Consider the following 13,612-nt stretch of genomic DNA (forward strand, 5'->3'; position numbering starts at 1 on the left):
GAGCGGGCGTGCCCGCGAAGAGGCCGGCACTGACAAAACACTGTCCATGAGGTACCCCCCCGTGACACCCGCAATGCCTCACCAGGGCGCCGCCGGCATCGCCACCGCCGTCGCCGAAAGCGTGCAATACCAAGGCCGCAAGACTGCCCGCCAAGGCAGCGAGCAGCGTCGTCAACAGATCCTCGACGCCGCCATGCGCATTGTCGTGCGCGATGGCGTGCGCGGTGTGCGCCATCGCGCCGTCGCCGCCGAGGCCGGTGTGCCACTGTCGGCCACCACCTACTACTTCAAGGATATCGAGGACCTGCTCACCGATACCTTCGCCCAGTACGTCGAACGCAGCGCCGCCTACATGGCCAAGCTGTGGGCCAATACCGAGGTGGTGTTGCGCCAGTTGCTGGCCCAGGGTGACGGCAGCCCGCAGGCGCGGGCACGCCTGGCTGACGAGGTCGCGCGCATGACTGCCGACTACGTGCAGCGGCAACTGCTGAACCGCCGCGACTTCCTGATGGCCGAACAGGCCTTCCGCCAGGAGGCGCTGCTTTGCCCGCGCCTTGCTCAACTGGTGTGCGCCCATGAACAGATTCTGCTGCATGGCACCCGCCAATTGCTGCAGGTGGTGGGTTCGCAGCAACCGGAACAGGATGCCCAAATGTTGACGGCGATTATCGAGCAGATGGAATATCAGGGCCTGCTCAAGGATGCGAATGCGCAAGCCGATGGGCAGATGCTCGCTATGCTTAGCCGATACCTGCAGCTGGTGCTGGCATCGGCCTGAGCCGAGACCGACTTTTCAAGGAGAACCTGATGAAAGCCTGGCGTGTGGTGTTGTTGACTTTGTCATTCCTGCTGCTGGGCGGTTGTCTGGTGACCTTCCACGAGCCCTTGCCGAGCAACCAGGCAGCGCCCAAGGCCCTGCTCGGCAAGTGGAGCAGCAAGGACGCCTGGGGAGAGCCGCTGAAGCTGGTGATTAGCCGTAGCGGCGGCGATGCCTACAAGGCGGTGGCCACGGCCAAGGGCAAGGCCCCCGAGGAATACGTGTTCACCGTGTCGCGCCACGGCAACCGCTGGTACCTGTCGGCTGGCGTGCCAAAACGCCTGGGTGGCAACTTCCTGATCGGCGGTTTCGATATCGTCGATGGCAAGGAACTGGTGGTCTACAACCTGGATGTGGAGCAGGTGCAGCAGGCGGTGGACAAGAAGGAGCTGACCGGGCGCAGCACCGAAGTGCCGGAAGACAACGGCGACGGCGTGCTGATCGACAGCCCGTCGGCGCGGGTGCTGGCTTACCTGGACGACCCGGCCAACTCCGACCTGTTCGTTGAAGTGGCGCGGTTCCAGCGGTCCGGCAAATGACCGTGCTGGCTTCTTCGCGGCTGAAGCCGCTCCCACAGGGACCGCACCGGTTTCGAGCCTGATGCAGTACCAGTGGGAGCGGCTTTAGCCGCGAAGAGGCCGGTACAGGTTTCTTGTACTAGAAAGGAGTCCCCGGTGGACGAATACCAGCAAACCATCCGTGCCCTGTCTGACCGCATTGTTGCGGCACAGACCCCGATCCGGGTCCTGGACGCGGTGAAGTGGGATGACAACATCCGCCAGGGCTTCCTCAAGACCAAGGGCAAGGAGCCGCCGGCCGTCGACCGTGCCTACTACCAGTCGCGCCCGCTGGCGTTCGATTCCAGCGCGGTCAAGGCCGAGTTCCAGGGCATCGAGCGCGACATCATTCGCCAGCTCGGCCAGTTCAACCCGGTCGGGCAGATCATGAAGCGCATGTGTCGCGAATACCGCATGGTGGTGCGCATGCTCGAAGCGCGCGGCACCGAGGATTTCGGCCTGATCTCCCAGGAACTGTACGGCGCTGCTTCGGATGCCTTCCACGCCGGTGACCCGACCCTGGCCGACCTCGGCCTGATGCTGTCGGACTACCTGAACAACATCGATGGCCGTGGCGACCTCAAGGACGAACCGAAGAACCTCACCGCCAAGGAGGCCGTGGAAATCCTCCAGCACCGGTTGAACAAGGTGTTCGGCGAGGCCGAGGAAACCATTCGTGTGTTCGAGTCCGACGGTATCGTCGCCGATGCTGCGGCCGGGGCTGACTACATCAAGGTGCGTGCCGACGCCATGTTCAACTCCCGTGACGTGCGCGCCCTGGAGGTGCACGAAGGGCTGGTGCATGTCGGTACCACGCTCAACGGCCTGAACCAGCCGATCTGTACTTTCCTGGCCAAGGGCCCGCCCTCGTCGACGGTAACGCAGGAAGGCCTGGCCATACTCATGGAGGTGATCGCCTTCGCCTCCTACCCCAGCCGCCTGCGCAAGCTCACCAATCGCACCCGCGCCATCCACATGGTCGAGGAGGGTGCAGATTTCATGCAGGTCTACAACTTCTTCCGCGAGCAGGGGTTCGAGATGGCGCAGAGCTACAGCAACGCCAGCCGGGTGTTCCGTGGGTCGGTGCCCAATGGCCTGCCATTTACCAAGGACTTGTCCTACCTCAAGGGCTTCATCATGGTTTACAACTACATTCAGTTGGCCGTGAAGAAGGGCAAGCTCGAACAGATCCCGTTGCTGTTCTGTGGCAAGACCACCCTGGAAGACATGCGTACCCTGCGACAGTTGGTCGAGGAAGGCCTGGTCGAGCCTCCCAAGTACCTGCCCGAGCAGTTCCGCGACCTCAACGCGCTGTCGGCCTGGATGTGCTTCTCCAACTTCCTCAACCACCTGAGCCTGGATCGCATTGAAGCCGATTACGCGAACATTCTCTGAGTGCTGCCGCCTGCTGGCCCTGGGTTTGATCCTGCTGGGCCTGGGCGGTTGCAGCAGCCTGCTGTTCTACCCCGAGCGTGGCCAGGCGTTCACGCCAGAGCGGGCCAGGCTCGAATACCGCGATGTCACCCTGACCACTGCTGATGGTATCCGCCTGCACGGCTGGTGGTTGCCGGCCAAGGCCGGGGTCCAGGTCAAGGGCACGGTGCTGCACCTGCACGGCAATGGCGGCAACCTGCCTGGGCACCTGGGCGGCAGCTACTGGCTGCCGGAGCAGGGCTACCAGGTATTGATGATCGATTACCGCGGCTACGGCCTGTCGCAGGGCGAGCCGAGCCTGCCTGAGGTGTACCAGGACATCGCGGCGGCCATGGCCTGGCTGGAACAGGCGCCCGAGGTAAAGGGCAAGCCGCTGGTATTGCTGGGGCAGAGCCTCGGCGGGGCCATGGCCATTCACTACCTGGCGGCCCACCCGGAGCAGCGCCAACGTTTCAGTGCCCTGGTGTTCGACGGTGTGCCGGCCAGTTACCGTGCGGTCGGGCGTTTTGCCCTCAGCACCTCGTGGATGACCTGGCCGCTGCAGGTGCCGCTGTCGTGGCTGGTGCCGGACGGCGACAGCGCCATCCGCTCGATCGCGCAACTGAGCAGCCCGCCCAAGCTGTTCTTCCACAGCATCGACGACACCCTGGTGCCGATGGACAACGGCATCCGCCTGTACCAGCACGCGTCTGCGCCACGGGTGCTGCAACTGACCCGTGGCGGCCACGTGCAGACCTTCGCCGACCCGACCTGGCGCCAGGTGATGCTGCGTTTTCTTGACGACCCCAGCCATTTCAACGGCCTGCGGCGGCTGGCCGAAGTACCCAATTACCCTGACGAGAAGAACAAGCAATGAGTGAAGAACGCAACGCCATCCCGCTGATCCTGACCGGTGTCGGCAGCATCATCGTGACGGTGGGGGCCTTGTGGTACTACGGTTACCTGCATTTCGCCAAGCCCGAGGATGCCCTGTTGCTGCAGGACTTCACCATGCTCAAGACCATCCCAGGCGAGGACTACAAGGTCTCGCTCGACCCGGCGCCACAAGTGGCCCAATGCGTCGATGGCGTGCTGGTGTTGTTCGATACCCAGCAGAAAGGCCTGACAGGGGTGCTGGTGGACAACCGCAAGCGCGCGGTGCGTTGCATGGGCGAGGAAACCCCGCAGCAGGTGCAGTGAGCCATTATCTCTGCTGCCTGTGCTGCCCCTTTCGCGGCTGAAGCCGCTCCCACAGGGACTGTGCAAAACTCAAGATATCTGCTGCCTGAACTGGCCTCTTCGCGGGCACGCCCGCTCCCACAGGTACGGCGCCAGTTTCGAGCTTTGCGCGATCCCTGTGGGAGCGGGCGTGCCCGCGAAGAGGCCGGAACAGGCAAAAGAAAGCCCCGCGTCGAGCGCGGGGCTTGTCAGTTCAGCTAGCAAGCCTTACTGCTGTACCTGGCTCACAGAGCGCGGCGCCACCGGCTGGTTGTCGTTGGAGATGGTCACCTCCACCCGACGGTTCTGCGCACGCCCCGAATTGCTCGAGTTGTCCGCTACCGGGTACTCCTTGCCATAGCCCTGGGCGACGATGCGCGCCGGGTCGACGCCAGCACGTACCAGTGCCATGCGCACGCTGTTGGCGCGGCGCTCCGACAGGCCCTGGTTGTAGTTGGCAGAGCCTACGCTGTCGGTGTAACCCTCGACAATCACCTTGCGTTCCGGGTTTTCCTGAAGGAACTGCGCCAGCTTGGTGACGTTCGGGTAGGCGTTGCTCTTGAGTTCGGCCTTGTTGAAGTCGAACAGCACGTCACCGAAGGTGACCAGCGTGCCGCGATCGGTCTGCTTGGCGTTGAGGCTGTCCTGCAGCTTGGCGATCTGTGCGTCGCGGGCGTCCAGCTTGGCCTGGGCGCGCTGGGCCGAGGCGTTCTTCAGTTCGCTTTCGGCGGTGCGCAGGGCAATGGTCTGCTTGGCCACCTCGACGCGCTGGTTGGTCAGGTAGGCCAACTGGTCGACCTTCTTCTCGTCTTCACGGTCCATGTAGGCCTTGTCGGCCTTGTTCAGCCAGTCCTGGGCGTCCTTGGTCTCCAGCGCGGCAACCTTGCTCGATTGCGGGTCGCTCTGCAGCGAAGAGAAGTTGGTGCGGGCCGATTCGAGGTTGGCGTTAGGGTCGTGCGAGCAGGCAGCAAGACCGACGCTCAGGGCCAGCAGGGCGGGAATCATGACGTAGTTGCGCATAGTGTTCATCCTTTGATCGTGTGCGAAGGCCGAGGGGGGCGCGGCAGGGCTCACTGAGCGCTGCGCAGGCCTTCCTCACGTACGTCCTGAACGCCCTGGCGGGCATCCTGCACGGCCTTCTGGGCCTTGGCCGCCTGGGCCTTGCGTTCGGCGAGGCGGGCGTCCCATTCGGCCTGTTCGGCCAGGCGCCTAGCGTCGTCGTACTTCTTGTCATGCATGGCGATCTCGGCCTGCTTGAACTTGTCCTGCGCCGCTTTCATTTCCACGGCGGCGAACTCGGTGCCGCCAGCGCTGACGGCGGAGTTCACGGCGGACTGGGTGACTGCATACTGCTCGGTGGGCGGGTTGCCCGCACAGCCGGCCAGAACGAGGCTGCTGCCCAGGGCCAGCGCTGCCAGCTTCAACCCGCGCACATGAGTGGATGAGGGTTTGTAGATGCGGGTGTTCTTGGTGGTCAGTTCCATTGGATCACTCCTGTTTACGACGTTGTCCGTAGCAGTCCATCGCTCGTTCCCTGACACGTGCACGCGCTTCAGCTCAACGGTGCACAACGGCAGGTGTGCAGGGTTTTAGCGTGATGGCTATTGGCTGTGACTGACGCGTTTTTCGGATAGTTCAGAAAAAATCATCCTGAGCGGATAACTATTTCTGACTAATCGGTCAGTGCGATTCGCCCGGAACTTTCGCGGGGCGTAGCGGTATTCCGGGCCTTTGCCAGGCCCGGAGCGGGGGCGGCGGGTTACTTCTGGCTGTCGGCTGCTGGGTTGCTCAGGGCGTGCAGATGCTGTCGCGAAAGCGACAGAAAGCGCGGAGTAGGGCCGATGTCCTCGTACAGCGGGTCGCCTTCCTCGTCGGTGGCGATGACCTGGCGGCCTTGCACATAGGGGAAGCTGGCTTCCAGTTCCTCGAGGGCTGCCGCGACCAGCTCACCGAGAAGTTCCTCGGCGGTGCGCTTGGGGTACATGTCGATCAGCGCGGCCAGGCGCGCTTCGGACTCAAGGTCCAGGTGCAGGACATGGCCCGTGGGGCTGAGGGTACCGGCGGCATTCTGTTCCCAGTGCCTGGCGAGTTCACGGATTTTCATGATGACCTCTGTTGACGCCTGAAAGGGCTGCATTGCATGGGAGTGTCGTGCTTTCACTTTAGTTTGCTTTGGCCGATCACGGCTTGCCATCGGCGCCGGGCTGTGGGCACTCTTGGTGCGAATACCGCGCACCCTTGTGGGAGCGGGTAAAGGCTGAAAAGGGATGCAATGCGCCAGAGCCGCGCCGGAGAGAGGGCCAATGACCGATATCGATGTGCGTTTGCGTGAAGATGTCCATGTGTTGGGTGAGCTGCTCGGCGATACCATTCGCCAGCAGCATGGCGAGGCGTTCCTGCAGAAGATCGAGGACATCCGCCACAGTGCCAAGGCCGACCGCCGCAGCGCTGGCGAGCAACTGAGCTCGACCCTGGCGGACTTGGCCGATGAAGACTTGCTACCCGTGGCCAGGGCCTTCAACCAGTTCCTCAACCTGGCCAACATGGCCGAGCAGTATCAGCTGATCCGCCGCCGAGACGCCGACCAGCCCGAGCCGTTCGAGGCCCGTGTGCTGCCCGAGCTGCTGGCGCGCCTGAAGCAGGCCGGGCACAGCAATGATGCCCTGGCACGGCAATTGGCCAAGCTCGACATCCAGCTGGTGCTCACCGCTCACCCCACCGAGGTGGCCCGCCGCACCCTGATCCAGAAGTACGACGCCATCGCCGGCCAACTGGCTACCCAGGACCACCGCGATCTGACTCCGGCCGAACGCGAGCAGGTGCGCGAGCGCCTGCGCCGGTTGATCGCCGAGGCCTGGCACACCGAAGAAATCCGCCGCACCCGACCGACGCCGGTGGACGAAGCCAAGTGGGGCTTTGCGGTGATCGAGCATTCGCTGTGGCACGCCATCCCCAGCCACTTGCGCAAGGTCGACAAGGCCTTGCTGGAAGCTACCGGCCTGCGCCTGCCGCTGGAGGCGGCGCCGATCCGCTTCGCCTCGTGGATGGGCGGTGACCGTGATGGCAACCCCAACGTGACCGCAGCTGTCACCCGCGAAGTTCTGCTGCTGGCGCGCTGGATGGCTGCCGACCTGTTCCTGCGCGACATCGATGCGCTGGCCTCCGAATTGTCCATGCAGCAGGCCGACGATGCCCTGCGCGAGCGGGTCGGTGACAGTGCAGAACCCTACCGTTCCCTGCTCAAGCAACTGCGCGATCGCCTGCGGGCAACGCGCGCCTGGGCGCATTCGGCATTGACCAGCAGCCAGCCGGCCAGCGCCGAGGTGCTGGTGGACAACCGCGACCTGATCGCGCCGCTGGAGCTGTGCTACCAGTCACTGCACGCCTGCGGCATGGGTGTGATCGCCGAAGGCCCGTTGCTCGATTGCCTGCGCCGCGCCGTGACCTTCGGCCTGTTCCTGGGCCGCCTGGATGTGCGCCAGGACGCCGCCCGCCACCGTGATGCGTTGAGTGAGATTACCGACTACCTGGGCTTGGGGCGTTATGCCGACTGGGATGAAGAGCAGCGCATCGAGTTTCTCCAGGCCGAGCTGAAAAACCGCCGGCCACTGCTGCCCGCGCACTTCAAGCCGCAGGCCGATACCGCCGAGGTACTGGCCACCTGCCGGGAAATTGCCGCCGCGCCGGCCGCCTCGCTGGGCTCTTACGTCATCTCCATGGCCGGTGCTGCCTCGGATGTGCTGGCGGTGCAGCTGCTGCTGAAGGAGGCCGGCCTGACTCGGCCCATGCGGGTGGTGCCGCTATTCGAGACCCTGGCCGATCTCGACAATGCCGGCCCGGTGATGCAGCGCCTGCTCGGCCTGCCAGGCTACCGCGCCAACCTGCGCGGTCCGCAGGAGGTGATGATCGGTTACTCCGACTCGGCCAAGGACGCTGGTACCACGGCAGCGGCCTGGGCGCAGTACCGGGCCCAGGAAGACCTGGTGCGTATCTGCGCCGAGCACCAGGTCGAGCTGCTGCTGTTCCACGGCCGTGGCGGCACGGTAGGCCGCGGCGGCGGCCCGGCCCACGCTGCAATCCTGTCGCAGCCACCGGGTTCGGTGGCGGGGCGGTTCCGTACAACCGAGCAGGGCGAGATGATCCGTTTCAAGTTCGGCTTGCCGGGCATCGCCGAGCAGAACCTGAACCTGTACCTGGCCGCCGTGCTCGAAGCTACCCTGTTACCACCGCCACCACCGCAGCCGGCCTGGCGCGAGGTGATGGACCAGCTGGCCGCCGATGGGGTCAAGGCCTACCGCAGCGTGGTGCGGGAGAACCCCGATTTTGTCGAGTACTTCCGCCAGTCCACCCCGGAGCAGGAGCTGGGGCGCCTGCCGCTGGGCAGCCGCCCGGCCAAGCGCCGAGCCGGTGGCATCGAAAGCCTGCGGGCCATCCCGTGGATCTTCGGCTGGACCCAGACCCGCCTGATGCTGCCAGCCTGGCTTGGCTGGGAAACGGCATTGAACAATGCCCTGGCCCGTGGCCAGGGTGAACTGCTGGCGCAGATGCGCGAGCAATGGCCGTTCTTCCGCACCCGCATTGACATGCTCGAGATGGTGCTGGCCAAGGCCGATGCACAGATCGCCGAGGCCTACGACGAACGTCTAGTGCAACCGCACCTGCTGCCATTGGGTGCGCACCTGCGCGACCTATTGTCGCAGTCGTGCAAGGTGGTACTTGGCCTTACCGGGCAGCCGGTGCTACTGGCGCACAGCCCCGAGACGCTGGAATTCATCAGCCTGCGCAACACCTACCTGGACCCGTTGCACCGCCTGCAGGCCGAGTTGCTGGCCCGCTCGCGCAGCCGCGAAGCCGCTCTGGACAGCCCGTTGGAGCAGGCCTTGCTGGTGACTGTGGCGGGTATTGCAGCCGGCCTGCGCAACACCGGCTGAGTGCAGGCCCGGGGCGTCCTGGGCAGGTGCTGCGCAGGGCATGCAAGCGGGCGAAGAGGGTGGTTGCGCCGGGCGCAACCGCCTGCCAGGCCAGCCGTAGGTGGCGCATTCCTGCAACTTTGGGACGCTTGTCTGGCTGCCGAGCGCTGTGTATCTTGAGCAGCCTTCTGACCGATTTATGGTCATACCCGATTTTCCGGACTTGGCCCTGGTCGCCGAATCCATTGAATTTCATAAAAAAATTTGAGGAGCACGAGATGCGCGTAATTCTGCTGGGAGCTCCCGGGGCCGGTAAAGGTACTCAGGCAAAGTTCATCACCGAAAAGTTCGGTATTCCCCAGATTTCCACCGGTGACATGCTGCGTGCCGCCGTCAAGGCCGGTACCCCGCTGGGCCTGGAACTGAAGAAAGTCATGGATGCCGGCCAGCTGGTCTCCGACGAGTTGATCATCAGCCTGGTAAAGGAGCGCATCGCCCAGCCTGATTGCGCCAAGGGCTGCCTGTTCGACGGCTTCCCACGTACCATTCCGCAAGCAGAAGCCATGGTCGCTGCCGGTGTCGACATCGACGCCGTCGTGGAAATTGCCGTGGACGACGAGGAAATCGTCGGCCGCATGGCTGGCCGCCGCGTGCACCTGGCCTCGGGCCGCACCTACCACATTCAGTACAACCCGCCGAAAGTGGAAGGCAAGGACGACGAGACTGGTGAAGACCTGATCCAGCGCGATGACGACAAGGAAGAAACAGTTCGCCATCGCCTGTCGGTGTACCACAGCCAGACCAAGCCGCTGGTGGACTTCTACCAGAAGCTGTCGGCCGCCAATGGCGGCAAGCCGAAGTACAGCCACATCGAAGGCGTCGGCTCGGTCGAAGCCATCACCGCCAAGGTCCTGGCAGCCCTGAGCTGATCCAGAGCCCGACGCACCTCGACAACGGCCCGCTTGCGGGCCGTTATCGTTTGTGGGGCTGCTTAAGCAGCCCATCGCCGGCAAGCCGGCTCCCACAGGACCGCGCCGATTCTGAAGGCTGTGCAGTACCTGTGGGAGCTGGCTTGCCGGCGATGGGCCGCACAGCGGCCCCTTGCGGACACAACGCCGCTGCTGTTCTATACTGCCGCTCTTTTTCCCCTAGTACCTGGATACCCGTTCGATGACCACCCTGCTGGCCCTGGATACCGCTACCGAAGCCTGTTCCGTCGCACTACTGCATGGCGGCAAGGTAACCAGCCATTACGAGGTGATCCCGCGCATGCATGCTCAGAAGCTGCTGCCGATGATCAAGCAGCTGCTGGCCGAGTCCGGTGTGGCGCTGAATGCGCTGGATGCCATCGCCTTTGGCCGTGGCCCGGGCGCGTTCACTGGCGTGCGTATTGCCATCGGTGTGGTCCAGGGCTTGGCCTTTGCCCTGGAGCGCCCGGTTTTGCCGGTGTCCAACCTGGCCGCACTGGCCCAGGGCGCGCTGCGCGAACAGGGTGTGCAGCAAGTGGCGGCCGCCATTGATGCGCGCATGGATGAAGTGTATTGGGGCTGCTACCAGGCCACCGAAGGTGAAATGCGCCTGGTCGGCCAGGAGGCTGTGCTGCCGCCCGAGCAGGTGGCGCTGCCGGCGGGCAGCGCTGGCGAGTGGTTCGGCGCCGGTACCGGTTGGGGTTATGCCGAGCGCCTGGCAGTGCAAGTGGCCGCCACCAATGCCAGTGCCTTGCCCAACGCGCTGGACATCCTCAGCCTGGCCAGCTTTGCCTGGGCGCGCGGCGAGGCGATCGCTGCCGAACAGGCGCAACCGGTCTACTTGCGCGATAATGTAGCGACACCCAAGAAACGCTGAGTGTTGTTCGTCGGTTATCGCCGATGACACTAAAACCTTTTGCGCGATCTCTGGTCCAGTTATCACTCGAGCATTAGCGATGGAATCCTGATGCTGCTAAATTGCCATCATTGGTTCTGAGTGCTCATGCCATGCGTATCGACGGTTTCTCACCGCAGTCCTACCCGATCAAGCGCACTCCGCGAAAAGCAGCGGTGCGTGACGAGGCCATCGATGATGCCGAGGTGATCGAGGAGGTCGATACCGCCCCTCAGGAAGCCGCCGCCCGCCGTCGCAGCGGTGGCCTGCCAGCCCGCCAGCAGGACATGATTTTCCCCCGCGCACGTGACCGGCGCACGGCTACCGCATTGGCCAGCTACCTGAGCACCGCCGGTTTTACCGACTGGGACATGGAAGTACTGGGGCTTGACCTGTACATTTAGTGGATGAGTCCATCACCACTGCCTTATTTTCTCGGTTGTCCGTCATGGAGTGAAAACGCCTGGCGCGACTACCTGTATCCCGCCGATGCCAACAGCAATGAAATGCTCGGCTATTACAGCCAGGTGTTCAACGCCGTCGAGGGCAATACCACTTTCTATGCACGTCCTGCACCCGGCACCATTGTGCGCTGGGCGCAGATCATGCCCGAACACTTTCGCTTCACTGCCAAGTTCCCCCGGGACATCAGCCATGAAGGCGACCTGCGCGATCAGCTGGAACCGGCCTTTGACTTCACCCGCCTGATGGCCCCGCTTGGTCAGCGCGTAGCGCCGTACTGGCTGCAGTTGCCGGCCCAGTTCAGCCCCGCACGGCTGGGCGAACTCTGCCACTTCCTTGACGAAGTCGGAGTGCCGGTGGCCGTGGAGGTGCGCAACCAGGCCTTCTTCGCCAAGGGTGAAGAAGAACGGTTGCTCAACCGCCTGCTGCATGAGCGAGGCGTGGAACGTATCTGCCTCGACCCGCGCGCCTTGTTCAGCTGCACCTCTCGTGACCCCGCCGTGCTGCATGCGCAGGCGAAGAAGCCCAAGGTACCGCCACGCCCGGCAGCCTTCAGCCAGCACCCCCAGGTGCGCTTCATCGGCCACCCGCAACTGGAGGCCAATGAGGCTTTTCTTGCCCCTTGGGTGGACAAGATCGCCGCCTGGATCGAGGAAGGCCGCAACCCCTACATCTTCCTGCACACCTCGGACAACCGCCTGGCCGCGGCACTGGCCCAGCGCTTTCACCAACGCCTGATGCAGCGCCTGCCGGGCCTTGCCGCGTTGCCGGAATTGCCGCGCACCCCCGAGGTCGAACAACTGGGGCTACTCTGACCTTTCCCTGACTGCCGGAGGTTGAACCATGGATGTGCAAACCCTGCGAGCCGAAGCCTTCAAGGCCTTGCACGAGCGTGACAGCGCCTTCGTCATCCCCAACCCGTGGGATGCCGGCTCGGCCAAGTTGCTGGCCAGCCTGGGCTTCGAGGCGCTGGCCACCACCAGTGCCGGCCTGGCTTTCAGCCTGGGCCGTCCGGACGCCGAAGGCGCCTTGAGCCTGGACGATACCCTCGATAATGCTGGCGAGATCGTCGACGCCACCCCGTTGCCGGTGGCCGCTGACCTGGAGAACGGCTTTGGCGACCTGCCCGAGGATTGCGGCCAGACCATTCTGCGGGCTGCCGAAGTTGGCTTGGTGGGTGGCTCTATGGAGGATGCCAGTGGTCGCAGCGATACGCCGATCTATGATTTCGGGCTGGCAGTAGAGCGTGTGCGCGCAGCAGTTCAGGCGGCACGCAGCCTGCCGTTCCCGTTCACCCTTTGCGCCCGGGCAGAGAACCTGCTGCACGGGCGCATGGACCTGGACGACACCATCCTGCGTCTGCAGGCCTATGCCGAGGCCGGTGCCGATGTGCTCTACGCTCCCGGGCTGCGTACTGTCGAGGAAATCCGCGCGGTGGTGCAGGCCGTCGCGCCACGGCCGGTGAATGTGCTGATGGGCATGGCGGGCGTGCCGCTGAGCGTCAACCAGTTGCAGGACCTGGGTGTACGTCGCATCAGCGTCGGCTCATCGCTTGCCCGTGCCGCGTTGGGGGCCTTCCACCGGGCTGCGCTGGAGATTCGCGATGAGGGCACCTTCGGCTACGGTGAGCAGGCGCTGCCGTTCGCCCAACTCAACGAGCTGTTCCACCGCCGATGAGGGCGGTGCTGGCGTTGCTGGTCTGCCTGTCGTTGTTTGCGGGGCTGGCCTGGCACCTGGGTTGGCGTCTGCCCGCCGCATGGAGCCCTTGGGCGCCGCTGGATGTGCGTCAGCCACCCAACCTGTTGACTCCCTACAAACTGTCCCGCCTTCGCGATGACCCGGCACTCTGTCGCCTGGCGCTTCAAACCAGCCAGCTGCGCTACCGGGCACAAGCCGACAGCTCGGCTGCTGCCAACTGCCCATTGCGGAACGTATGGCGTATCGAAGGTGGTCAGGCGCGGCTCGGCGGCAGCTTTCTGGCCAGTTGTCCGTTGGCGGTGGCGTACGCACTGTTCGAAAAACATGGTCTGCAGCCTGCGGCGCAACGGGTGTTTGGGCAGCCGGTGGCACAGGTCGACCATCTGGGCAGTTTTGCCTGCCGCAATGTCTACCACCGCAAGCAGGGCAGGCTGAGCCAGCACGCCACGGCCGATGCCTTGGACATCAGTGGCTTTCGCCTGCGAGACGGCCAGCGCATTGTCCTTGCGCGGGACTGGCAGGCGGGTGGGCAGAAAGCGGAATTCCTTCGTCAGGTGCGGCAGGCGGCCTGTGACAGCTTCAGCACGGTACTGGGGCCGGACTACAACGCTGCACACCACAACCACTTTCATGTGGACATGGGCCGCTGGCAGATCTGTCGCTGAGCGTGGGCA

General features: G+C 64.2%; 15 protein-coding genes. 12 read left to right on the plus strand and 3 right to left on the minus strand.

Translation table 11 applies throughout. The features are described 5' to 3' along the window. The first annotated feature begins 73 nt into the window (after positions 1-73). From V3314_RS09280 to V3314_RS09300, 5 genes are all read left to right on the plus strand, one after another. Positions 74-778: a TetR family transcriptional regulator gene (locus V3314_RS09280; RefSeq protein WP_046616108.1), complete on the plus strand. Its 705-nt coding sequence runs from the start codon at positions 74-76 to the stop codon at positions 776-778. Between the two features lie 29 nt (positions 779-807). Next, entirely contained in the window at positions 808-1,356 is a 549-nt protein-coding gene (locus V3314_RS09285; RefSeq protein WP_003258915.1) for a hypothetical protein, read from the plus strand. Between the two features lie 135 nt (positions 1,357-1,491). Beyond that, on the plus strand, positions 1,492-2,769 hold the full coding sequence (locus V3314_RS09290) for a flavohemoglobin expression-modulating QEGLA motif protein (RefSeq protein WP_046616109.1): 1,278 nt from the start codon (positions 1,492-1,494) through the stop codon (positions 2,767-2,769). Next, positions 2,741-3,664 (plus strand): alpha/beta hydrolase, encoded by a 924-nt coding sequence (locus tag V3314_RS09295; protein ID WP_338460161.1) that lies wholly within the window; start codon positions 2,741-2,743, stop codon positions 3,662-3,664. The genes V3314_RS09290 and V3314_RS09295 overlap by 29 nt, the downstream gene beginning before the upstream one ends. After that, positions 3,661-3,987: a hypothetical protein gene (locus tag V3314_RS09300; RefSeq protein ID WP_003252219.1), complete on the plus strand. Its 327-nt coding sequence runs from the start codon at positions 3,661-3,663 to the stop codon at positions 3,985-3,987. Before V3314_RS09295 ends, V3314_RS09300 begins: the two co-directional genes overlap by 4 nt. Before the next feature lie 246 nt (positions 3,988-4,233). Here the strand turns inward: V3314_RS09300 and V3314_RS09305 are convergent, their stop codons facing one another. The 3 genes from V3314_RS09305 to V3314_RS09315 all read right to left on the minus strand — a co-directional run bounded on the left by V3314_RS09305 (position 4,234) and on the right by V3314_RS09315 (position 6,109). Further along, positions 4,234-5,025 (minus strand): OmpA family protein, encoded by a 792-nt coding sequence (locus tag V3314_RS09305; RefSeq protein WP_015269164.1) that lies wholly within the window; start codon positions 5,023-5,025, stop codon positions 4,234-4,236. Positions 5,026-5,075: 50 nt separating this feature from the next. Continuing rightward, positions 5,076-5,489 (minus strand): DUF4398 domain-containing protein, encoded by a 414-nt coding sequence (locus tag V3314_RS09310; RefSeq protein WP_085601948.1) that lies wholly within the window; start codon positions 5,487-5,489, stop codon positions 5,076-5,078. 275 nt (positions 5,490-5,764) lie between these two features. Then, entirely contained in the window at positions 5,765-6,109 is a 345-nt protein-coding gene (locus V3314_RS09315; RefSeq protein ID WP_046616113.1) for a pilin assembly protein, read from the minus strand. A 199-nt stretch (positions 6,110-6,308) separates the two neighbouring features. Between V3314_RS09315 and ppc the strand changes: the two genes are divergently transcribed. The 7 genes from ppc (at position 6,309) to V3314_RS09350 (ending at position 13,603) form a co-directional block, all read left to right on the plus strand. Beyond that, positions 6,309-8,936 (plus strand): phosphoenolpyruvate carboxylase, encoded by a 2,628-nt coding sequence (gene ppc / locus V3314_RS09320; RefSeq protein ID WP_046616114.1) that lies wholly within the window; start codon positions 6,309-6,311, stop codon positions 8,934-8,936. 257 nt (positions 8,937-9,193) lie between these two features. Then, positions 9,194-9,844: an adenylate kinase gene (gene adk / locus V3314_RS09325; protein WP_046616115.1), complete on the plus strand. Its 651-nt coding sequence runs from the start codon at positions 9,194-9,196 to the stop codon at positions 9,842-9,844. A 241-nt stretch (positions 9,845-10,085) separates the two neighbouring features. Next, the gene (gene tsaB, locus V3314_RS09330; RefSeq protein WP_196187916.1) at positions 10,086-10,760 is read left to right on the plus strand and encodes a tRNA (adenosine(37)-N6)-threonylcarbamoyltransferase complex dimerization subunit type 1 TsaB; all 675 of its coding nucleotides are present in this window, start codon (positions 10,086-10,088) and stop codon (positions 10,758-10,760) included. Between the two features lie 131 nt (positions 10,761-10,891). Next, positions 10,892-11,182 carry a hypothetical protein gene (locus tag V3314_RS09335; RefSeq protein WP_046616117.1) on the plus strand — a complete coding sequence of 97 codons (291 nt, stop codon included), beginning with the start codon at positions 10,892-10,894 and terminating at the stop codon, positions 11,180-11,182. Between the two features lie 3 nt (positions 11,183-11,185). After that, on the plus strand, positions 11,186-12,055 hold the full coding sequence (locus tag V3314_RS09340; RefSeq protein ID WP_046616118.1) for a DUF72 domain-containing protein: 870 nt from the start codon (positions 11,186-11,188) through the stop codon (positions 12,053-12,055). Between the two features lie 28 nt (positions 12,056-12,083). Then, positions 12,084-12,917, plus strand: coding sequence for an isocitrate lyase/phosphoenolpyruvate mutase family protein (locus V3314_RS09345; protein ID WP_338460162.1), 834 nt, complete (start codon positions 12,084-12,086; stop codon positions 12,915-12,917). Then, positions 12,914-13,603, plus strand: a complete 690-nt coding sequence (locus tag V3314_RS09350) for an extensin family protein (protein ID WP_338460163.1) — start codon at positions 12,914-12,916, stop codon at positions 13,601-13,603. Before V3314_RS09345 ends, V3314_RS09350 begins: the two co-directional genes overlap by 4 nt. The last annotated feature ends 9 nt before the right edge of the window (positions 13,604-13,612 follow it).

This window comes from Pseudomonas sp. TE3-3-F2023 (assembly GCF_036784815.1).
GTDB lineage: Bacteria > Pseudomonadota > Gammaproteobacteria > Pseudomonadales > Pseudomonadaceae > Aquipseudomonas > Aquipseudomonas pudica.

Excerpts from the sequence above, each read along its gene's own strand:
- V3314_RS09350 (WP_338460163.1), top strand. The coding sequence starts at position 12,914 with ATGAGGGCGGTGCTGGCGTTGCTGGTCTGCCTGTCGTTGTTTGCGGGG.
- V3314_RS09340 (WP_046616118.1), top strand. The coding sequence starts at position 11,186 with ATGAGTCCATCACCACTGCCTTATTTTCTCGGTTGTCCGTCATGGAGT.
- V3314_RS09310 (WP_085601948.1), bottom strand. The coding sequence starts at position 5,489 with ATGGAACTGACCACCAAGAACACCCGCATCTACAAACCCTCATCCACT.
- V3314_RS09280 (WP_046616108.1), top strand. The coding sequence starts at position 74 with ATGCCTCACCAGGGCGCCGCCGGCATCGCCACCGCCGTCGCCGAAAGC.
- ppc (WP_046616114.1), top strand. The coding sequence starts at position 6,309 with ATGACCGATATCGATGTGCGTTTGCGTGAAGATGTCCATGTGTTGGGT.
- V3314_RS09315 (WP_046616113.1), bottom strand. The coding sequence starts at position 6,109 with ATGAAAATCCGTGAACTCGCCAGGCACTGGGAACAGAATGCCGCCGGT.
- V3314_RS09285 (WP_003258915.1), top strand. The coding sequence starts at position 808 with ATGAAAGCCTGGCGTGTGGTGTTGTTGACTTTGTCATTCCTGCTGCTG.
- tsaB (WP_196187916.1), top strand. The coding sequence starts at position 10,086 with ATGACCACCCTGCTGGCCCTGGATACCGCTACCGAAGCCTGTTCCGTC.
- V3314_RS09305 (WP_015269164.1), bottom strand. The coding sequence starts at position 5,025 with ATGCGCAACTACGTCATGATTCCCGCCCTGCTGGCCCTGAGCGTCGGT.
- V3314_RS09335 (WP_046616117.1), top strand. The coding sequence starts at position 10,892 with ATGCGTATCGACGGTTTCTCACCGCAGTCCTACCCGATCAAGCGCACT.
- V3314_RS09300 (WP_003252219.1), top strand. The coding sequence starts at position 3,661 with ATGAGTGAAGAACGCAACGCCATCCCGCTGATCCTGACCGGTGTCGGC.
- adk (WP_046616115.1), top strand. The coding sequence starts at position 9,194 with ATGCGCGTAATTCTGCTGGGAGCTCCCGGGGCCGGTAAAGGTACTCAG.
- V3314_RS09345 (WP_338460162.1), top strand. The coding sequence starts at position 12,084 with ATGGATGTGCAAACCCTGCGAGCCGAAGCCTTCAAGGCCTTGCACGAG.